The organism is Cytobacillus sp. GQ23 (assembly GCF_059758675.1).
In genome coordinates this window covers 14,072-33,684 of the sequence record NZ_JCAXER010000031.1, presented here as the reverse complement: position 1 = coordinate 33,684, position 19,613 = coordinate 14,072, and the positions used below count along the sequence as shown (strand labels likewise).

The window sequence follows — 19,613 nt, the reverse complement described above, 5'->3', positions numbered from 1 at the left end:
GCTTCAAAACAAAAACGTTTAGATTTCCTCATTTTAGGGCATTTTTTTATATAGACAAGACTAATTCTTTAAATGAGGAAGGGGACGTATTTATGACAGCTGTATTGCAGGCAAAAGAAAGAAAAGGTTCACGCAACTCTAACTTAACTTCACTGCGCAAGGAAGGGAATATTCCGGCCGTTGTGTACGGGTCGAAGCTGCAAAGCAAATCCATTTACTTAAGTGAAGCTGACTTTCTGAAAACGATCAAGGAAGTGGGCAGAAATGGCGTATTTTCATTGGATGTGGATGGCAGCAAGCATGATGTGGTACTTAGTGACTATCAATCCAACCCGATTAAAAATGAAATCGTCCATGCAGATTTCATAGCGGTCGATATGAATAAAGAAATGACGGCTGATGTACGCGTCGTCTTGACCGGTGATGCAGCAGGTGTAAAAGATGGAGGCGTTATGCAGCAATCTCTGCATGAAGTTTCAGTCACGGCGACACCGAATAATATTCCATCCACTGTTGAGGTGGATGTAACAAGCCTTCAGGTAAACGAGACTTTGACTGTCGCAGATATCAAAGCAAATCGCGGCTATGAAATAAACAATGAAGAAGATGAGGTTATCGCTTCCATCCTTCCTCCAAGACAGGAAGAAGAAATCAACAGCGGTGAAGAACAGGAAGCGGGTACACCTGAAAATGAAGAAGGCAGAGAAACAACTGCCAATGAAGATAAAACAGGCGGAGAATAAGCTCGAGAGAAGCTATTCTTACAGGGGCTTTGCAATATGGCAAGCCCCTGTTTGCTTGGTGTGGGAATGGGTTTTGGATTGGCTTGTCTTTTGACAGAGGAAACGAAAAAATAGCAGTTAGAGTCCGAATCTGGTTTAACTTTGACACAAAAAGACGGAAACGTGCCAGTAGAGTCAGAACCAGGCACATCTTCGGACAAGGCGCCGGAAAAAACGCCAGCAAAGTCCAAACCCGCAACCTCCAAACAGAATCTTCTTACCGAACCACACACTTTCAACTATAATAAAAAAGAGAATGGATTAAATCAGCACACACGCCAGGCAGTTAACGGGCGTATGATGCTGTTCTAATATGGGGTGAGAAAATGAAATTGATTGTAGGGCTCGGAAATCCCGGCAAGCAGTATGATAAAACAAGGCATAATATTGGCTTTGAAGTGATTGATGTTTTATCAGACCGGCTGAATATTCCTCTGAATCAGGCTAAGCTGAAAGGCGTATTTGGCGCAGGCTATGTGAACGGAGAAAAAGTATTTCTGCTTAAGCCTCTTACATATATGAATTTGTCAGGAGAGTCCATCCGGGCAGTTATGGATTATTTTGAAATTAATGATGATGAACTTGTGGTGATCTATGATGATCTGGATCTTCCTGTGGGCAAGATTCGGCTCCGCCAAAAAGGAAGCGCAGGCGGCCATAATGGGATCAAATCAACGATTGCCCATCTGGGGACACAGGAATTTAACAGAATCAGAGTCGGCATTGACCGTCCGCCAAGCGGCATGAAGGTGCCAGACTATGTGCTCGGCCGCTTCACGAAAGAAGAACAGGCCGTTATGGATGAAACGGTTAAAAAGTGCGCAGAGGCCTGTGAGGAATGGGTTAGAAAACCATTTTTACAGGTTATGAACGATTTTAATCAATAAGCTTCATATTTTATGAATCTTATCATAGAATAATGTATCTCATCATTGGCGGCAGTGCCGGATGCGTGAATAAGTTCCCTGCCAGAGGTCCATAATAGAATCATGGACAGTTAAACGGGAGGGACAGGCATGGCTATTCATTATCATTGCCGTCATTGCGGAACAAAACTTGGTTCTCTGGAGAACAGCTCTGTTTATTCAGAGCAGCTTGGGTTCCATAAGCTAAACGAACAGGAACGCCAGGAGATGATCTCGTATGATCAATCAGGAGATATGCATGTAACAGCGATCTGTGAGGATTGCCAGGAATCCCTGGAGCGCAATCCGGATTATCATCAGCACGACTTTATTATTCATTAACAAGCTTTGGAGGCAATCCAAAGCGTTTTTCTATTTCTATTTTGGGCATCATTATATTTAATAGAAACCGTTCTATAGTTTCTTGTTGGAACCTTATTATTTTTAGTAAGATTAATGATAGGAAAAATGGATCTGCAGACTGTCAGTTTTCTGTCTCAATGGGGCTGGAACGGCATCTGCTTTTTGGCGGTTGAACTGCCGGAGCATTTAAAAAAAATGCTTTTGAAAAGATTAAGGGAAATTTGAACGTTGAGAATTGTCTAGCTCCAGCGCCACCCCCTCGAGGTCATAAGCTCATAGGGACGATAGACTAGTCAATCCCTTGCAGGGCTCGTCTTATGCTATTTTAGGGGTGATCGAGGCGCTTGCGCTTTTCGTTATAGGAGGGGCTTTCATGTTTGGTCTTAAAGAGATTATTAGCCGGCAGGATGATGTAAGTTCCATCTTGTCTGGCATAGAGGGAGGACTAAGGGAGCAGATGCTTGCCGGTTTATCAGGATCGGCACGCACCTTGTTTTTGTCTTCCATATATGAGCAGTCGGGAAGGCCGATGCTTGTTGTAACGCACAACCTTCTGCAGGCACAGAAACTATATGATGATATCGTCAGTCTGGCAGGGGAATCGGAAGTATTTTTGTATCCTGCCAATGAATTGATCGCAGCTGAGATGGGGATTGCCAGCCCTGAGTTAAAGGCCCAGCGGATCGAGGCTTTAAATTATTGGAGTACACATAAGACAGGAATCATGATTGTCCCGATGGCAGGGCTAAGAAAAATTCTTCCGCCTCCAAGCCATTGGAAGAATTACCAGCTGTCTTTAGCAATAGGCGATGATTTGACTGAAGATCAATTAAAAAGATTTGTTCAAATGGGCTATGTCCGTTCTGAAATGGTTTCCTCGCCCGGGGAATTCAGTGTCAGAGGCGGAATCATTGATATCTATCCGCTGACTGAAGCTGATCCGGTAAGGATAGAGCTGTTTGATACGGAAGTGGACTCAATCCGGACTTTTTCTTTGGAGGATCAGAGATCAAAAGAAAAACTAACCGAGATCTCAATCGGTCCGGCAACTGAAATTCCTCTTGAATCAGAGCACTTCGAGACTATCATTGAAAAATTGGAAAAAGGTCTGGGATCAAGCCTGAAAAAACTGAAGGATGATAAAGCGAAAACACAGCTGGCCCAGAATATCGGGTATGAATTAGAACAGCTGCGAATGGGGAACAAGCCTGAACAGCTTTTCAAATACCTATCGTTTGCCTTTGAGGACGGAAGTAGTTTAGTAGACTATCTCCCTGCCAATGGCTTAATTTTCATTGATGAAATCAGCCGTGTTCAGGAAATGAATGACACCCTTGATAAGGAGGAGGCGGAGTGGTATACGAGTCTTTTAGGTGAGGGCCAGATCATACATGATGTGAAGGTATCCCATACCTTAAAAGAGTTCCTTCACCGCTCCAGGCATTCGATTACATATATGTCGCTGTTCCTGAGGCATGTACCGAATACCAATCCGCAAAACATTATAAATGTCACCTGCAAACAGATGCAGAATTTCCATGGCCAGATGCATGTGCTGAAGGGCGAACTGGACAGATGGAAAAAAGGCAAATATTCGGTCGTATTCCTGGGCCCGGATGAAGAGCGGATCAAAAAGCTGCAACGAGTGCTTGAAGACTATGAAATTGAAGCGGCGTTTGTGAGTGAGGAGGATCCAGTCTTAACAGGAAAAATCCAAATTACAGAGGGCAGCCTCCAGACTGGCTTTGAGCTTCCAGGTCAAAAGCTGGCCGTTATTACGGAAGAAGAGCTTTTTAACAAACGCACGAAAAAGAAAACCCGCAGGCAAAAGCTTTCAAATGCTGAAAGAATTAAAAGTTATTCCGAACTGAAGGTAGGGGACTATGTTGTTCATGTCAATCACGGGATCGGAAAATACTTGGGGATTGAAACCCTCGAGATTAACGGAGTCCATAAAGATTATCTTCATATCCGCTACCAGGGCAGCGACAAGCTGTATGTGCCGGTGGAGCAGATTGATCTTGTCCAGAAATATGTCGGCTCTGAAGCAAAAGAGCCTAAAATTTATAAGCTGGGCGGAAACGACTGGAAGCGGGTTAAGAAAAAGGTTCAATCATCTGTTCAGGATATTGCGGATGACCTGATCAAGCTTTATGCAGAGCGTGAGGCATCAAAGGGCTATGCCTTCAATCCGGATGGCGATATGCAGAGAGAATTTGAAGCGGCCTTCCCTTACCAGGAAACAGAGGACCAGATCCGCTCTATCCATGAAATTAAGAAGGATATGGAGAGGGAGCGCCCAATGGACCGCTTATTATGCGGAGATGTGGGCTATGGGAAAACCGAAGTAGCCATTCGTGCTGCCTTTAAAGCGATTGCAGATGGAAAACAGGTTGCCATTCTCGTTCCAACGACCATCCTGGCTCAGCAGCATTATGAAACGATGAGAGAGCGATTCCAGGATTACCCGATTGAAATTGGGCTGTTAAGCCGATTCAGAACAAAAAAACAGCAGACTGAAACCATTAAAGGATTAAAGGCAGGGACTATTGACGTAGTTGTCGGCACTCACCGCATTTTATCAAAGGATATTCAGTATAGAGATTTAGGCCTGCTCATTATTGATGAAGAGCAGCGCTTTGGCGTGACACATAAAGAAAAGATTAAACAGCTTAAGACCAATGTGGATGTCCTTACTCTGACAGCCACGCCAATCCCGCGAACCCTTCATATGTCAATGCTGGGCGTCAGGGACCTTTCAGTTATTGAAACACCGCCTGAAAACCGATTCCCGGTTCAGACTTATGTAATGGAATACAATGGTGCACTGGTCCGTGAAGCCATTGAAAGGGAACTGGCGAGGGATGGACAGGTCTATTTCCTATATAACCGGGTGGAGGATATAGAACGAAAAGCCGAGGAAATATCCATGCTGGTTCCAGATGCAAGGGTAACATATGCCCATGGGAAAATGACGGAAAATGAGTTAGAATCTGTTATGTTAAGCTTCCTTGAAGGCGAGTCCGATGTTCTCGTCAGCACCACGATTATTGAAACAGGCGTAGATATTCCAAATGTCAACACGCTGATTGTCCATGATGCAGACAAAATGGGTCTGTCCCAGCTTTATCAGCTCAGGGGCCGGGTTGGCCGTTCCAACAGGGTTGCCTATGCGTATTTTACGTATCGAAAAGATAAAGTATTAACAGAAGTAGCTGAAAAGCGGCTTCAGGCCATAAAGGAATTTACGGAGCTCGGTTCAGGCTTCAAAATTGCCATGCGGGATTTGTCCATCAGGGGCGCCGGCAATCTGCTCGGAGCCGAACAGCATGGATTTATCGACTCCGTCGGTTTTGATCTGTATTCGCAAATGCTTAAAGAAGCGATTGAAGAACGGAAGGATAAGCTCGATGGCATCGAGGAAAAGCCGGCTAAAATTGAAATCGATCTGGACGTGGATGCTTATATCCCTGATTTCTACTTGTCTGATGGCCATCAGAAAATTGAAATGTATAAGCGATTCCGGGGCATTTCAACTCTTGAAGATGTAGAAGAGCTTCAGGATGAAATGATCGACCGTTTTGGCGAATATCCAGATGAGGTAGGCTACTTATTCCAGATTGCCGAAATGAAGGCTTACGGTGAATTGGCAGGAGTCGAAACCGTTAAGCAATCCAAACAGGAAGTGCTGATTCTTTTATCTGAAAAGGCCAGCGAAAATGTGGACGGACAGAAGATTTTCCAGATTACCAGCAAATATGGCCGCATGATCGGCTTGGGCATGGATGGCAAGAAGCTGAAAGCAGTCCTTCATATTAAAGGCGTCAAAACAAATGAATGGCTCAATATTGCCTATGAAGTGATTAAAGGAATGCACGAAGCTAAAAAGGAGCAAGAACATCCAACTGCCTAGTTTGGACACACTCCTGTCAATAAAATGAAACATTAGAAATGTTTATCTTGTTTCTGGCAAGGGTATTTTTAAGTGAAGAACCATTTGGAATGTTTATCCGAAAATGGAATGAATAACATCTACGAGAAAAAGTTTTTGTGCACGTATATAACTTTCCATATGAAAGATACTAAGTTCAAACATGGCGATGCATTCATTTTCTCCCAATTATGGATCATAGCCAAAAGAGGAAAGAGTAAGTGCTGCGCTGAAGTGAGAATGGTCTAGCTTCGGCGCCTAGCCCCTTGGGTCATAAGCCAAATCACTCCAGAAATCAGGATTTCCTGTGTGATTCGTCTTATGCTTGTCGGGGCTCTGCAAGGCGCTTCCGCTTTTCTAAAAATCATCAGATGAAAGTGAGGCAACGTTGGATGAAAGCAACAGGTATAGTTCGTCGTATCGATGATTTGGGTCGTGTAGTCATTCCGAAAGAAATCCGCAGAACATTGCGTATTCGTGAGGGGGACCCGCTGGAGATTTTCGTAGATCGTGATGGAGAAGTCATCTTAAAGAAATACTCACCAATCAGTGAATTAAGCGATTTTGCAAAAGAATATGCAGAAGCATTATATGACAGCCTGGGAAATCCAGTGTTAATCTGTGACAGAGATACTTATATCGCTGTGGCAGGCGGTTCTAAAAAGGATTACTTAAACAAAAATATAAGCGATCTTGTTGAAAAAACAATGGAAGAACGCAGTTCAGTTCTGGTTAACCAGTCAGGCGACATTTCGCTTGTGGACGGGAACACTGAAGCTTCCTCCGCTTATACAATTGGCCCAATCATTGCTAACGGCGATCCAATTGGAGCAGTTATCATTTTTGCTAAAGAAGATTCTCTTGGAGACGTGGAACAAAAAGCAGTTGAAACAGCAGCTGGCTTCCTGGCAAGACAAATGGAATCATAAAAATGGATACTTATTGAAAGGGGTAGCGGAATGCTGCCTTTTTTCTTTGGCGTGCAGACTAAAATGAAGTGCACGCAAGCAGCGAATAAGGTATAGAATCCGCGTACTATGCCCCAATATGCTATAATACTTTCGAATTCAATTGGAAGGAGATGGGCAACCTGAGGCCCGTTCAGACATCCGGCGATTTGTTTAGGGGTGCGTTTATCCTGACAATCGCTGCCCTGATTACCAAAATTTTAAGCGCTATTTACCGGGTCCCTTTCCAGAATATTGTCGGGGATGTAGGATTTTATATATATCAGCAAGTTTATCCGTTCTATGGAATCATTATTGTGTTATCTACATATGGGTTTCCTGTTATTATTTCTAAGCTTTATGCCGAGCAGGCTGCTTTAGAGAAAGAGCAGGATATTCACAATTTATTTGCGATTTCAGTCCTGGTTCTGTCCCTAATAGGAATTATCGGGTTTTCCGCCCTTTACTGGGGTGCGGATTGGCTGGCAGCCAGGATGGGTGATCCGCAGCTGGCAGTTCTGCTTAAAGTAGTGGCAGTTGTGTTCCTTATGTTTCCCATTCTGTCTCTTTTCCGGGGATATTTTCAGGGGAAAGGAAACATGGTTCCAACCGCTGTTTCCCAGGTAGGAGAACAGTTAATCAGGGTCGTTACGATCCTGCTGGCTGCTTATCTGCTTGTTAAGGGAGGGAATTCTCTCTATATGGTTGGAGGCGGGGCCATGTTCGGGGCTATTACCGGGGGAATGGTCGCCATTTTGATTTTAATTACGTACTTTTATATAAATGAGAGAAGAAGCCTGCCATCTTCCATTGCGCTTGATTTTAAAAAAAGCGGGAAGCTGGCCAAAACGATTATCATACAGGGGTTTGCCATCTGCATCAGCAGTCTGGTGCTTATTTTCATTCAGCTGGCAGATTCGTTCAATTTATACTCGCTTCTTTTGGCATCCGGGCTGGAAGGAGAAGAAGCGAAGGCGCTAAAAGGCGTGTATGACCGCGGACAGCCGCTTGTTCAGCTTGGCATTGTGGTGGCAACATCCATGTCCCTGTCACTGGTACCGCTTATTTCCAAAGAAAAATTGAGAAATCAGCCCGCATTCCTTCACGGTAAAATCAGACTTGCCCTGAAAATCGGCATACTGGTTGGAGCTGCCGCAACCGTTGGGCTCTGGAATATCATAAAGCCTGCAAATATTATGCTGTTTGAAAACTCGTCAGGATCGGGTGTCCTGGCTATCCTCAGTCTGATGATTTTGCTGAGCAGCCTGATCATCACCATCACTGGCATCCTGCAGGGACTGGGATTTATCTTTTTCCCAGCTGCGGCCATTCTGGTGGGGTTTGCGTTAAAGCTTGGCCTGAACATCCTGTTGGTGCCATCTTACGGTACAGCCGGTGCAGCGGCTGCATCAGCTCTGGCCCTTGCTGCTATCCTGTTTCTTCTTAGTATAAAGCTTCATAGATATTTAAACATATCATTGATCTCTATGCGGTTTTTATTGTTGACCGGATTTGCTGCTTTCATAATGACGATTGTTTTGCAGCTATACCTTCAGGCCCTGGCCATGCTGCCAATCGCAGAATCGGGCAGGATATTTTCCGGATTCCAGGCATTAAGCGGCGTAGTGCTGGGGGGCCTTACGTATTTGTATATCATGTTTAAAGGCAATACTTTTAAAGAGGAAGAGCTTGCTTTGCTGCCGCTTGGAAGCAAACTCATGTTCTTGCTTCCCAAAAAGACTAGGAGATGAATTGCTTTATGAAAAAAATAACCATTCTCGGACTTGGAGCAGGAGATTTGGATCAGCTTCCTTTTGGTGTGTATCGACAGCTTAAAAATTCAGAGGCTCTATATCTGCGCACGAAGGAGCATCCAGTTCTGCTTGATCTCGAACAAGAAGGTCTGACATATCAGTCTTTTGATCATATATACGAAAAGCATGAGCAGTTTGAAGAGGTATACGAGGAGATTTGTGAATTTCTCCTCCGTGAAGCCCTTGCGAAAGATATTACGTATGGAGTACCGGGGCATCCGCTTGTAGCAGAGCGTACCGTGCAGCTTCTCCTTGAGCATGGACCGCAGAGAGGAATTGAAATTATGATCGGAGGAGGACAAAGTTTCCTGGATCCTTTATTTCAGGCTTTGAAGATCGACCCGATCGAGGGGTTTCAGCTTTTGGATGGAACCGATCTGAAAAGGGATGAGATCCAGGTGGCACAGCATGTCATCATTGGACAGGTGTATGATCAGTTTACTGCGGGCGAAGTCAAGCTGACTCTGATGGAAAAGCTGCCTTACGATTATGAGGTTTATATTGTAACAGCGGCCGGCAGCAAAGATGAGGTTATAAAAAAAGTGCAGCTGCATGAACTGGATCATAATATGGAGCTGAATAACTTAACTTCTGTATATGTGCCCCCTGTAAAAGATGAGGCTGTTCTCTATAAAGATTTTTCAAAACTGCGGAGCATTATCGCTGAATTGCGCGGACCAAATGGCTGCCCATGGGATAAAAAGCAAACTCATGAAAGTTTAAAGAAATACTTAATTGAAGAAGCTTATGAGCTGATCGAAGCGATTGATAATGAAGATACCGAGCATATGACAGAAGAGCTTGGCGATGTCCTTCTTCAGGTGATGCTCCATGCTCAAATCGGCGAGGATGAAGGCTATTTTGCCATCGATGAAGTGATTGAAGGGCTTTCCGAAAAAATGGTCCGCCGTCATCCCCATGTTTTTGGTGATGTGCAGGCTGAAAATGAGGAAGATGTCCTGAAAAATTGGCAGAGCATTAAGCAGGAAGAAAAGGGAGAAAAACAGGAATCTATGATGGATTCAGTCCCGAAATCATTCCCGAACTTAATGAGAGCGACTGAAATCCAGAAAAAAGCAGCGAAAGTCGGCTTTGACTGGAAGGAAGTAGAGCCTGCCTGGGAGAAGGTAAAAGAAGAGATTGCCGAATTCGAGAAGGAAGCTGCGGATTTCAGCGCGGAGATGGAGCCGGAATTTGGCGACATCCTGTTCGCTCTTGTGAATATTGCACGTTTTTATAAAATTGATGCCGAAGAAGCAGTGAGAAAAACAAATGAAAAATTCATCCGCCGTTTTAAGTATGTGGAAGAACGGGTAATGATGAGCGGCAGAACATTTGAAGACTTTACACTCGAACAGCTCGATGAATTCTGGAATGAGGCAAAATCCAAAGGCTATTAATAGAGGAGTGGCATACATGAGATTAGATAAATTTTTAAAAGTATCAAGACTTATCAAAAGAAGAACACTGGCTAAAGAGGTGTCTGATCAGGGAAGGATTACGATAAATGGACAGCAGGCGAAAGCAAGCTCCACTGTTAAAGTGGGAGATGAGCTTCAAGTCCGCTTCGGCCAGAAGCTGGTAACGGTCAAGGTGGAACGTCTCCAGGAAACGACCCGCAAGGAAGAAGCGGCTAACATGTACTCAATTGTGAAGGAAGAAAAAGTGGAATCGGAAGCATAAGCTAGCCTGCATTGTCCGATAACCGGAAACAAGCGGAATTTCTGTTTCCAAATCAGCAGAGCTCCTGCTTTTCATCACGGCTTGTTCTATTTTTTTCCCCCCATTCATAAACATGTACAAAAAGGTTGTACTATGTGATTGCGGGGGATGAATAATGAGTCAATATTATGAGCCAAATTCAAACAAAACCAATACTCAGGAACATGATGTCATTATGAGAGGCAGAAGGCTGCTTGATATTACAGGTGTTAAACAGGTGGAAAGCTTTGATAATGAAGAGTTTTTACTCGAGACCGTAATGGGCTTCCTGGCGATTAGAGGGCAGAACCTTCAGATGAAGAATCTGGATGTGGACAAGGGAATTGTTTCCATTAAAGGGAAGGTATTTGACCTTGTTTATATTGACGATCAGAATGGAGATAAAGCTAAAGGTTTCTTTAGCAAGTTGTTCCGATGACGCTGACTACTCAATTTTTGACCATGCTGGCGATGATTGGCATGGGAAGTGTATTTGGGGCTGCCCTTGATACGTATAATCGTTTTCTGCAAAGGACTAAGCGGAAAAGCTGGCTTGTTTTTATTAATGATATTCTTTTTTGGGTAGTACAGGGTCTGGCAATCTTCTATATATTATTCCTGGTGAATAAGGGTGAACTGAGGTTTTACATTTTCATTGCTTTGCTGTGCGGTTTTGCCGCTTATCAAAGTTTATTTAAAAAAATGTATCTGCGGGTATTGGAGATTTCCATCCGGATGGCGATCTCCATATACCGCTTTTTCGTGAAGGCTGTAACTATCCTTATTTATAAACCCATTCAGGGTCTGATTATGGCATTAATTGCGATTGCCGTCATGCTTGGAAAAGGACTTTATTCCCTTCTAAAAGTCATTATTCGAGTCCTTTGGTTCACCTTGAAGGCAGCTTTTCTGCCTGTCAAATGGATTTTGTCACTTTTATGGAAACTTTTGCCGAAAAAGATTAAAAAAACAGTCGAGAAGTTATATAATAAATTGGCAGGATATTTACAGCGGATAAAGAATTATGTTTTAAAATGGACAGCAAAGTGGAAAAAACCTAAAGAGTAAGGAGGGAGTGCGGAAGTGAGTGCCACCAAGAAGAAAAATGTAGCCAAAATGGAAACCAGCTATGTCAAACAGCAGGAAGAAGCAGAGATCAGTGCAGGCCGTAAGAAAAAACTTTTATTTCGCAGATTAGCAGCATTTTTTACACTGGCAGCTGTCGTTTCTTTTTTTATGATCACCACACTCGTTTCGCAGTCTGCTGCTCTGGAAGAAAAAGTGGAAGAGAAAAACAGGCTGGATCAGGAGCTTTCTGATCTGAAGAAAAAAGAAGTTATGCTTGAAGAAGAAATTGTTAAGCTGAATGATGATGAGTATATCGCGAAGCTTGCCCGCAAAGATTATTTCCTATCTGACAATAATGAAATCATTTTTAACCTCCCTGAAGAAGAGACGGAAAAAGAAAAGAAAAAAGAAAAAAAGGCCGACTGACGCTATATTGACACTCTTTTTTTGGTTTCTGTATAATATATAAAAAGTTTCACTTTATATCTTTCAAGGAGGCAGTTTTTTTAATGTCAATCGAAGCAGGCAGCAAGTTAACAGGAAAGGTCACAGGCATTACAAATTTCGGAGCATTTGTGGAGCTGCCGGATGGCTCAACCGGTTTGGTGCACATAAGTGAAGTCGCTGACAAATATGTAAAAGATATTAATGAACACCTAAAAGTGGGTGACATGGTTGAAGTGAAAGTCATTAATGTCGAAAAGGACGGCAAGATTGGATTATCCATTAAGAAGGCAAAAGTCCGGCCTGAGCGTTCTGAGAGACCTGAAAGAGGAGACAGAAAGGAATTCAGACCGAATTCAAATTCTGGCCGCCCTCGCCAAAACCGGCCAAACGACCATCGCCCTAAAGAGAACTTTGAAGCCAAAATGGCCCGTTTCCTGAAGGACAGCGAAGATCGTCTATCATCGCTGAAGCGTCATACTGAATCCAAGCGCGGAGGAAGAGGAGCTAGGCGAGGCTAACTTGCTGCTGATTGATCTATATAGCAGGATGGAAAACAAGTCCGAATAGGGCTTGTTTTTTTGTGCTGGCTAACGCTGATTCAAACATCAAAAAAACGCCAGCCTAAGGCTGACGCTCTTTTGAAATGACCCGTACGGGATTCGAACCCGTGTTACCGCCGTGAAAGGGCGGTGTCTTAACCGCTTGACCAACGGGCCAGGATAAAATTGTGTTATGCAGATCGCCTCAAAGCGCTTCCGCATTTCTTAGATAGCGGCGGAGGGGATCGAACCCCCGACCTCACGGGTATGAACCGTACGCTCTAGCCAGCTGAGCTACACCGCCAAATTTCAATAGATTAATAGTTGTGCTCTTAAGCACAAAATTTATAATACAAACTTTTAAAAAGGAAGTCAATAAGATATTGAAAGAAATATGTCGTAAACCTCCCTTCCGCCTTCGTCAATTTTTTCCATGCTTCGCTTTCGGCAGAAAGCTGTCATTCCAGCGGTTTGTTTACTTTTTTTGTCAGATTATAAATGGACTCCGGAAGTTTCAATCTTAAATCATGTTATCTATCCCCATATATAGTGGAAAACCGTCGAACGAAAAGCCGGGGCTTGTCCGCTATTTTGACAAACTTTTGGAACAGATGAATTTATAATTGTCAGCAACGATAAAAAAATGGGGAGTGTAGTTTAATGGAAAAGGTAGAAAGGAATGTAATGGAGCCGATCGGGGAAGTTCCCTTCAACAAACCGAAACTGGATATTGCCAAAGGCTTAAAAAAACTCCAATCAGGGCTGGAGAATTTCTTTCTGAAAAAAGGCTATGTTCTGCTGATCATTGGCTTTTTGCTTGGAAGAGCCTTGATATTGGCGAAGCTTACCCCATTCAGCCTTCCGTTTTTTGCAGCGGTTTATTTCATACGAAGGGATAAGGCGCCGCTTGCATTAGTGGGACTGATCGCAGGAGCTGCCACATTATCCATATCCGATGCTGTATCCGCTTTTGGCATCACCTTCATCTTTTTATTTGCCTTCCGGGTCTCAAAGAAATGGCTGACTAATGAAATCCGGGCACTGCCTTTTTATGTATTTTTCACTCTTTTAACAGGCAAGCTCCTGGAGGCTTTCATTATGAAGGGCAAGCTGACTTTATACGATGGCATGATGGCCGGGGTTGAGTCGAGCCTGGGCTTCATCCTGACACTTATTTTTCTGCAGGGACTGCCCCTGCTATCAATAAATAAGCGCAGACAATCACTGAAAACCGAAGAAATTGTCTGTCTGATCATTATGCTGGCTTCAGTCATGACGGGAACCATCGGCTGGACAGTCTATGATCTTTCCGTGGAGCATATTATGTCACGCTATCTTGTCCTGCTCTTCGCATTTGTAGCAGGAGCGACAGTCGGTTCCACAGTAGGGGTGGTAACCGGCCTGATTTTCTCTCTTGCGAATATATCAAGCTTTTATCATATGAGTCTGCTTGCTTTTGCGGGCCTTTTAGGCGGCCTTTTAAAAGAAGGCAGGAAGTTGGGAGTGGCGTTCGGCCTGCTGATTGCGACACTGCTTATGGGCATGTATGGAGAGGGCAGCGGAAACCTTATGAAAACTTTGTCAGAAACAGGTGCAGCCATCTTCTTATTTTTATTAACCCCGCAGGTGTTAACGATGAAATTGGCCAAACACATCCCGGGAACGCCTGAATATGCGGCAGAGCAGCAGCAATATATGAGAAAAATGCGTGATGTGACAGCACAGCGCGTTGCCCAGTTTTCAAGTGTCTTTCAGGCCCTTTCCAAAAGCTTTTCCTCTCATGATGAGCCGTCTCAATGGGAAGAGGACAGTGACAGGGAAGTGGATTATTTCTTAAGCAATGTAACGGAAAAAACCTGTCAGACCTGCTTTAAGAAGGATCACTGCTGGTCAAAGAACTTTAATACAACCTATGACTATATGATGGATATTATGCATGATGTGGACAATAACGAAGGTGCCCTTTCTCCTAAACTGGCAAGAGAGTGGGAAAAGTACTGCACAAGATCGAAAAAAGTGACAGAAGCCGTCCAGCAGGAGCTGACTTATTATAAAGCGAACCAAAAGCTGAAGAAGCAGGTTCAGGAAAGCAGAAGGCTGGTAGCTGACCAGCTGCGGGGTGTTTCGGAGGTAATGGGTGACTTCGCCAAAGAAATACAGAGAGAGCGGGAAAATCATCATAAACAGGAAGAACAAATCCTCGAAGCACTTCAGGAGTTTGGCATCCATATTGAACAGGTGGAAATATACAGTCTGGAGCAGGGAAATGTCGACATTGATATGACCATCCCATATTGCCAGGGCCATGGGGAATGTGAGAAGCTCATTGCACCGATGCTATCTGATATATTAGGCGAAACGATATTAGTAAATTCAGAGGAATGTGCCGCCTTTCCGAATGGATACTGCCATGTCACATTCCGGTCAGCCAAGGCTTTCGTGGTTGAAACAGGCGTTGCCCATGCGGCCAAGGACGGGGGCTTAGTGTCCGGTGACAGCTATTCCACCATCGAGCTGGGCTGCGGCAAGTATGCGATTGCCATCAGTGATGGAATGGGCAATGGGGAAAGGGCACATGCGGAAAGTCAGGAAACACTTCAGCTTCTGCAGAAAATTCTTCAATCAGGAATAGAAGAGCAGGTTGCCATTAAATCCGTCAACTCCGTCCTTTCTTTGAGAACTACAGACGAAATTTTCTCGACCTTGGATTTGGCCATGATCGATCTGCAGAATGCTGACGCAAAATTTTTGAAAATTGGATCAACTCCAAGTTTCGTAAAAAGAGGCCCTAAAGTAATGAAGATTCAGGCCAGCAACCTTCCGATGGGCATCATTCAGGAATTTGATGTTGATGTGGTCAGTGAGCAGCTTAAAGCCGGTGACTTATTGATCATGATGAGTGATGGAGTATTTGAGGGTCCAAAGCATGTCGAAAACTTTGATTTGTGGATGAAGCGCAAAATATCCGAGTTGAGGACGGACGATCCGCAGGAAGTTGCCGATCTGATTATGGAAGAGGTCATCAGGTCAAGGTCCGGAAATATTGAGGATGATATGACTGTGGTGGTCTCAAAGGTGAAGCATAATACACCGAAATGGACAAGCATCCCTGTATACGCCATCCGCCAAAAGGCCAACTGATTAATTTGCTCATCGAGTAGTATTTATATGTATAATTCCCCTCCAATCAGTCGAAAATGCTAACAACTCAATTGTGGAGGGGAGTTTCAAAATGAAAACAGGAACACTGAAGCAGATTTTATTGATAACGGATGGCTGTTCAAATCAGGGTGAAGATCCCATTGCTATGGCGGCTTTAGCCAAGGAGCAGGGAATAACGGTGAATGTAATCGGAGTTATGGAGCAGGATGTCATTGATGAACAGGGAATGAATGAAATAGAAGGTATTGCAATGTCAGGAGGAGGAGTCAGTCAGGTAGTCTACTCTCAGCAGCTATCACAGACTGTACAGATGGTGACAAGAAAAGCTATGACACAGACTCTGCAGGGAGTGGTGAACAAAGAGCTCCAGCAGATCCTCGGCGGCCCCAAAACAATGGATGATCTCCCGCCGGATCAGCGCGGCGAAGTGATGGAGGTCGTGGATGAATTGGGTGAGACCGTCGAGCTTGAAGTGCTGGTCCTCGTTGATACCAGTGCAAGCATGAAGCATAAGCTTCCGACTGTTAAGGAAGCCTTGCTGGACCTGTCCTTAAGCCTCAATGCCCGCTCTGGTGATAACCGTTTTTCCGTATTTGTATTTCCCGGGAAAAAGAAAGATGTCGAAAAACTGCTTGATTGGACACCGAATCTTGAATCGCTGACCAGCATATTCTCGAAATTGACAACAGGCGGGATTACACCAACAGGCCCGGCCATTCAAGAGGCATTAAATCATTTCAAGAAAAAACGTTCATTAAGGAGTCTGCTTTCCCGTGATGATGAATCATTCTTTGAAGAGTCAGTGTAAAGTAAACCCTGGTACTGTGATTGAAGGAAAATGGCACCGCAGCCGATATACCATTGTAAAGGAATTGGGCTATGGTGCTAATGGGATTGTTTATCTCGCCAAAAACCAAAATCAGCAGGTTGCTTTGAAAATGAGTGATAACGGGATGTCCATCACGTCCGAAGTGAACGTCCTTAAATCCTTTGCAAAGGTCCAAGGCTCTGCCCTCGGGCCTTCTTTGCTTGATGTCGATGATTGGGAACGAAGGAGCGGCAAGGTTTCATTCTATGTAATGGAATATATTCAGGGGCCTGATCTGCTGACATTCATTCAGCAGAAGGGGCCATCCTGGACCGGTGTTTTATTGGTACAGCTTCTGAACGATCTGGATGCGCTGCATAAAGCAGGATGGGTGTTTGGTGATTTAAAGCCGGATAATCTAATCGTAACAGGTCCTCCCTCGAGAATACGCACCATTGATGTGGGCGGCACTACCATTCAGGGCAGGGCAATAAAAGAATTTACCGAGTTCTATGATCGCGGTTATTGGGGTTTGGGGACCAGAAAGGCTGACCCTGCTTATGATCTCTTTGCTGCAGCCATGATTTTAATCAATACGGCATACCCAAAAAGGTTTGCCAAGACAACGGGTGACCTTAAACAGCTCAAAATGATGGTCCGCCAAAAGAAAGAACTGCTGAAATACGAAGATGTTATTCTGAATGCACTGCAGGGCGGGTATAGCTCAGCAGGTGAAATGAGAAATGATATGCTCCAGCTCACTCGTGCAAATCCGGTGCAAAGAAGTATGGTAAGCAGGAATCCTGGAAAAACAGCCAGCCAGCAGCCAGCCAGCAGGCAAATGCGCAGGCAGAAAAGTAAAAAAGGGAGCTTCTTTGAAACTCTGCTTATTACTCTTATTGTCACCCTGCTATATTTCATATATATTTATGGGCAGCTGATGTGAATTTCAAAGAAATGAAACTTTCCTTCCTGTGACCCGTATTATAATCTTAATCCCTTTTGATATTTTTCCTTAAAAAGTGATATGCTTTTCTATAGGAAGGATTATGCTGCCCTTTGCAGGGGTAATAGTAAATATATCTAAATAGGATAAGGAAGAAGCCTATGCTCGAAGAGAAAGTGAGTGCTTTCCTTAAGAAAAAGGGATTGAATTTAAAAGGTAAGAAAATAGTAATTGGTGTATCAGGCGGGCCGGATTCCATCGCCCTGCTCCATTATTTTTGGAGCCGGCAGCAGCATCAGCAGACAGAACTGATTGCCGCACATGTCGATCATATGTTCAGAGGTGAAGAATCCCTTCAGGACGCCATGTTTGTGAAAGATTACTGCAGAGACAAAGCCATTCCATTTGAAATGGAAAGAGTGAATGTGCCTGAGTATATGGAGAAGTCCGGGAAGAGTTCACAGACAGCTGCCAGGGATTGCCGCTACAGCTTTTACCAAAGAACAGCCGATAAATATGGGGCAGATTATATTGCGCTTGGGCATCATGGAGATGATCAGGTTGAAACCATCTTAATGCGCCTTACAAGAGGAAGCACAGGCAGCGCCAGAGCCGGAATTCCCTTTACGCGTCCGTTCGGCGATTATACGATTATCCGTCCGTTCCTGTGCTTGAACAGAGCTGAAATCGAACACTATTGTCTGAAGGGGTCTCTTAACCCAAGGCGGGATCCAAGCAATGAAAAAGGCATATACAGCCGCAACCGCTTCAGGGCAGAAGTGCTCCCATTCCTGAGAAAAGAAAATCCTCAGGTGCATGAGCATTTTCAAAAATTCAGTGAAGATTTGCAAAGTGATGAAGCATATCTGCAGGAATTAACCGTCCATAAAATGAATACAGTAATGAAAAAGAATGCCAATGGGGAAATTAGTGTGGATATTGATGCTTTTGAGGCAATGCCAATGCCTTTACAAAGGAGAGGGATTCAACTAATATTAAACTATCTTTATAAGGAAAGGCCGGCATCGTTATCGGCTTCTCATATAGAGAGTGTTTTTTCCTTAATGAAAAGTCCTCATCCATCGGGAAATTTAGATTTTCCAGGCGGTTTACATATTGTACGCTCCTACCGGCAATGCCACTTTTTATTCCCGAAGGAACCTGTACAATCCTATCGATATGAAATCTTCAAACCTGCAAGCATAAAACTCCCAAACGGCGGATCGATTATTCTTGAATATGCTGACTGTCCTGATGGAAATCTAAACAATGAAACCCTTGTATTAGACAGGGACGGTGTTTCTTTTCCAATCATTATCAGGACAAGAGAAAAGGGAGACCGTATGACGCTTAAAGGGATGCAGGGGTCCCGAAAGATTAAGGATATTTTCATCGATCATAAAATACCGCTGCATGATCGGAAAACCTGGCCAATCGTGACAGATGCACAGGGCAGGATCCTATGGGTGCCAGGTTTGAAGAAGTCGCATGATGATAGGCAGCAGCAATCCTGCTCAAGTTATATTATTTTACAATACATAAAGCAATGATCTTCTAGGGGGCACAAAAAATGATGAAGAATGATATTGAAAAAGTACTGATTTCGGAAGAGGAGCTGCAGGATAAGATTAAATCCCTTGCTGCTGAACTTACGGAAGAATACCAGGATCGATTTCCGCTTGCCATTGGGGTTTTAAAAGGGGCAATGCCTTTCATGAGCGACCTTTTAAAGCGTGTGGATACATATCTTGAGATGGACTTCATGGATGTATCAAGCTATGGGAATTCAATGGTATCTTCAGGAGAAGTCAAAATTCTGAAAGACCTTGATACTTCTGTGGAAGGCAGAGATATTCTGATCATTGAAGATATCATCGACAGCGGCTTGACACTCAGCTACCTGGTTGAGCTGTTCCGCTACAGAAAAGCGAAAAGCATTAAGATTGTAACACTGCTTGACAAGCCAACAGGAAGAAAGGCTGATATCAAAGCGGATTATGTAGGGTTTATTGTTCCTGATGCGTTCGTAGTCGGATATGGCCTGGACTATGCGGAGAAGTACCGCAATCTTCCTTATATTGGAGTGCTGAAGCCGGAAGTATACAGCAATAACGATTAAGGAAATCCTAAGCATGATCTTGGATTAAAGCCCTTTACTGAAACAAGAATCACCCGGTTTTAAGAAGTCTAATTCCTTGTA

At 43.9% G+C, this 19,613-nt stretch carries 17 protein-coding genes and 2 tRNA genes; 17 read left to right on the top strand and 2 right to left on the bottom strand.

Annotated elements, in window-relative coordinates; translation table 11 throughout:
• Positions 1-92 precede the first annotated feature (92 nt).
• The 12 genes from AC6CHU_RS21640 (at position 93) to AC6CHU_RS21585 (ending at position 12,476) form a co-directional block, all read left to right on the top strand.
• Positions 93-743, top strand: a complete 651-nt coding sequence (locus AC6CHU_RS21640) for a 50S ribosomal protein L25/general stress protein Ctc (RefSeq protein WP_251284670.1) — start codon at positions 93-95, stop codon at positions 741-743.
• A gap of 365 nt (positions 744-1,108) precedes the next feature.
• Positions 1,109-1,669 (top strand): aminoacyl-tRNA hydrolase, encoded by a 561-nt coding sequence (gene pth / locus AC6CHU_RS21635; RefSeq protein WP_498122765.1) that lies wholly within the window; start codon positions 1,109-1,111, stop codon positions 1,667-1,669.
• Positions 1,670-1,798: 129 nt separating this feature from the next.
• A complete protein-coding gene (gene fin / locus AC6CHU_RS21630; protein ID WP_251284668.1) occupies positions 1,799-2,029 on the top strand; it encodes an anti-sigma-F factor Fin in 231 nt (76 codons plus the stop codon).
• A 394-nt stretch (positions 2,030-2,423) separates the two neighbouring features.
• A complete protein-coding gene (gene mfd / locus AC6CHU_RS21625) occupies positions 2,424-5,963 on the top strand; it encodes a transcription-repair coupling factor (RefSeq protein ID WP_251284667.1) in 3,540 nt (1,179 codons plus the stop codon).
• 410 nt (positions 5,964-6,373) lie between these two features.
• Positions 6,374-6,910, top strand: a complete 537-nt coding sequence (spoVT, locus tag AC6CHU_RS21620) for a stage V sporulation protein T (RefSeq protein ID WP_159869975.1) — start codon at positions 6,374-6,376, stop codon at positions 6,908-6,910.
• 161 nt (positions 6,911-7,071) lie between these two features.
• Positions 7,072-8,679 (top strand): putative polysaccharide biosynthesis protein, encoded by a 1,608-nt coding sequence (locus AC6CHU_RS21615; protein WP_498122780.1) that lies wholly within the window; start codon positions 7,072-7,074, stop codon positions 8,677-8,679.
• A gap of 8 nt (positions 8,680-8,687) precedes the next feature.
• Entirely contained in the window at positions 8,688-10,142 is a 1,455-nt protein-coding gene (gene yabN, locus AC6CHU_RS21610) for a bifunctional methyltransferase/pyrophosphohydrolase YabN (protein WP_498122764.1), read from the top strand.
• Between the two features lie 16 nt (positions 10,143-10,158).
• Positions 10,159-10,425 carry an RNA-binding S4 domain-containing protein gene (locus AC6CHU_RS21605; RefSeq protein WP_159869981.1) on the top strand — a complete coding sequence of 89 codons (267 nt, stop codon included), beginning with the start codon at positions 10,159-10,161 and terminating at the stop codon, positions 10,423-10,425.
• 154 nt (positions 10,426-10,579) lie between these two features.
• Positions 10,580-10,882 (top strand): sporulation protein YabP, encoded by a 303-nt coding sequence (gene yabP / locus AC6CHU_RS21600; RefSeq protein ID WP_159869984.1) that lies wholly within the window; start codon positions 10,580-10,582, stop codon positions 10,880-10,882.
• A complete protein-coding gene (gene yabQ, locus AC6CHU_RS21595) occupies positions 10,879-11,511 on the top strand; it encodes a spore cortex biosynthesis protein YabQ (RefSeq protein WP_159869987.1) in 633 nt (210 codons plus the stop codon). The genes yabP and yabQ overlap by 4 nt, the downstream gene beginning before the upstream one ends.
• A 15-nt stretch (positions 11,512-11,526) precedes the next feature.
• Positions 11,527-11,937, top strand: coding sequence for an FtsB family cell division protein (locus AC6CHU_RS21590; protein WP_159869990.1), 411 nt, complete (start codon positions 11,527-11,529; stop codon positions 11,935-11,937).
• Between the two features lie 83 nt (positions 11,938-12,020).
• The gene (locus AC6CHU_RS21585) at positions 12,021-12,476 is read left to right on the top strand and encodes a S1 domain-containing RNA-binding protein (RefSeq protein ID WP_159869993.1); all 456 of its coding nucleotides are present in this window, start codon (positions 12,021-12,023) and stop codon (positions 12,474-12,476) included.
• A 126-nt stretch (positions 12,477-12,602) separates the two neighbouring features.
• Here AC6CHU_RS21585 and AC6CHU_RS21580 read toward each other — a convergent pair.
• Together AC6CHU_RS21580 and AC6CHU_RS21575 are read right to left on the bottom strand one after the other, a co-directional pair.
• Positions 12,603-12,674, bottom strand: a tRNA-Glu gene (locus AC6CHU_RS21580).
• A gap of 53 nt (positions 12,675-12,727) precedes the next feature.
• Positions 12,728-12,801 (bottom strand) — tRNA-Met (locus AC6CHU_RS21575).
• 356 nt (positions 12,802-13,157) lie between these two features.
• Here AC6CHU_RS21575 and spoIIE point away from each other — a divergent pair.
• The 5 genes from spoIIE (at position 13,158) to hpt (ending at position 19,532) form a co-directional block, all read left to right on the top strand.
• On the top strand, positions 13,158-15,638 hold the full coding sequence (gene spoIIE, locus AC6CHU_RS21570) for a stage II sporulation protein E (protein ID WP_498122762.1): 2,481 nt from the start codon (positions 13,158-13,160) through the stop codon (positions 15,636-15,638).
• A 34-nt stretch (positions 15,639-15,672) separates the two neighbouring features.
• Positions 15,673-16,467, top strand: a complete 795-nt coding sequence (locus AC6CHU_RS21565) for a VWA domain-containing protein (protein WP_268891685.1) — start codon at positions 15,673-15,675, stop codon at positions 16,465-16,467.
• Positions 16,436-17,413 carry a serine/threonine protein kinase PrkT gene (gene prkT / locus AC6CHU_RS21560; RefSeq protein ID WP_159870047.1) on the top strand — a complete coding sequence of 326 codons (978 nt, stop codon included), beginning with the start codon at positions 16,436-16,438 and terminating at the stop codon, positions 17,411-17,413. The genes AC6CHU_RS21565 and prkT overlap by 32 nt, the downstream gene beginning before the upstream one ends.
• A gap of 161 nt (positions 17,414-17,574) precedes the next feature.
• Entirely contained in the window at positions 17,575-18,963 is a 1,389-nt protein-coding gene (gene tilS / locus AC6CHU_RS21555; protein WP_159870002.1) for a tRNA lysidine(34) synthetase TilS, read from the top strand.
• 23 nt (positions 18,964-18,986) lie between these two features.
• Positions 18,987-19,532 (top strand): hypoxanthine phosphoribosyltransferase, encoded by a 546-nt coding sequence (gene hpt / locus AC6CHU_RS21550; RefSeq protein WP_251284678.1) that lies wholly within the window; start codon positions 18,987-18,989, stop codon positions 19,530-19,532.
• Positions 19,533-19,613 lie beyond the last annotated feature (81 nt).

What these genes read in the sequence shown, in the direction of transcription:
- hpt (WP_251284678.1), top strand. Translation starts at nt 18,987, where the DNA reads ATGAAGAATGATATTGAAAAAGTACTGATTTCGGAAGAGGAGCTGCAG.
- AC6CHU_RS21640 (WP_251284670.1), top strand. Translation starts at nt 93, where the DNA reads ATGACAGCTGTATTGCAGGCAAAAGAAAGAAAAGGTTCACGCAACTCT.
- spoIIE (WP_498122762.1), top strand. Translation starts at nt 13,158, where the DNA reads ATGGAAAAGGTAGAAAGGAATGTAATGGAGCCGATCGGGGAAGTTCCC.
- spoVT (WP_159869975.1), top strand. Translation starts at nt 6,374, where the DNA reads ATGAAAGCAACAGGTATAGTTCGTCGTATCGATGATTTGGGTCGTGTA.
- yabN (WP_498122764.1), top strand. Translation starts at nt 8,688, where the DNA reads ATGAAAAAAATAACCATTCTCGGACTTGGAGCAGGAGATTTGGATCAG.
- yabP (WP_159869984.1), top strand. Translation starts at nt 10,580, where the DNA reads ATGAGTCAATATTATGAGCCAAATTCAAACAAAACCAATACTCAGGAA.
- prkT (WP_159870047.1), top strand. Translation starts at nt 16,436, where the DNA reads ATGATGAATCATTCTTTGAAGAGTCAGTGTAAAGTAAACCCTGGTACT.
- mfd (WP_251284667.1), top strand. Translation starts at nt 2,424, where the DNA reads ATGTTTGGTCTTAAAGAGATTATTAGCCGGCAGGATGATGTAAGTTCC.
- yabQ (WP_159869987.1), top strand. Translation starts at nt 10,879, where the DNA reads ATGACGCTGACTACTCAATTTTTGACCATGCTGGCGATGATTGGCATG.
- pth (WP_498122765.1), top strand. Translation starts at nt 1,109, where the DNA reads ATGAAATTGATTGTAGGGCTCGGAAATCCCGGCAAGCAGTATGATAAA.
- AC6CHU_RS21605 (WP_159869981.1), top strand. Translation starts at nt 10,159, where the DNA reads ATGAGATTAGATAAATTTTTAAAAGTATCAAGACTTATCAAAAGAAGA.
- tilS (WP_159870002.1), top strand. Translation starts at nt 17,575, where the DNA reads ATGCTCGAAGAGAAAGTGAGTGCTTTCCTTAAGAAAAAGGGATTGAAT.
- fin (WP_251284668.1), top strand. Translation starts at nt 1,799, where the DNA reads ATGGCTATTCATTATCATTGCCGTCATTGCGGAACAAAACTTGGTTCT.
- AC6CHU_RS21585 (WP_159869993.1), top strand. Translation starts at nt 12,021, where the DNA reads ATGTCAATCGAAGCAGGCAGCAAGTTAACAGGAAAGGTCACAGGCATT.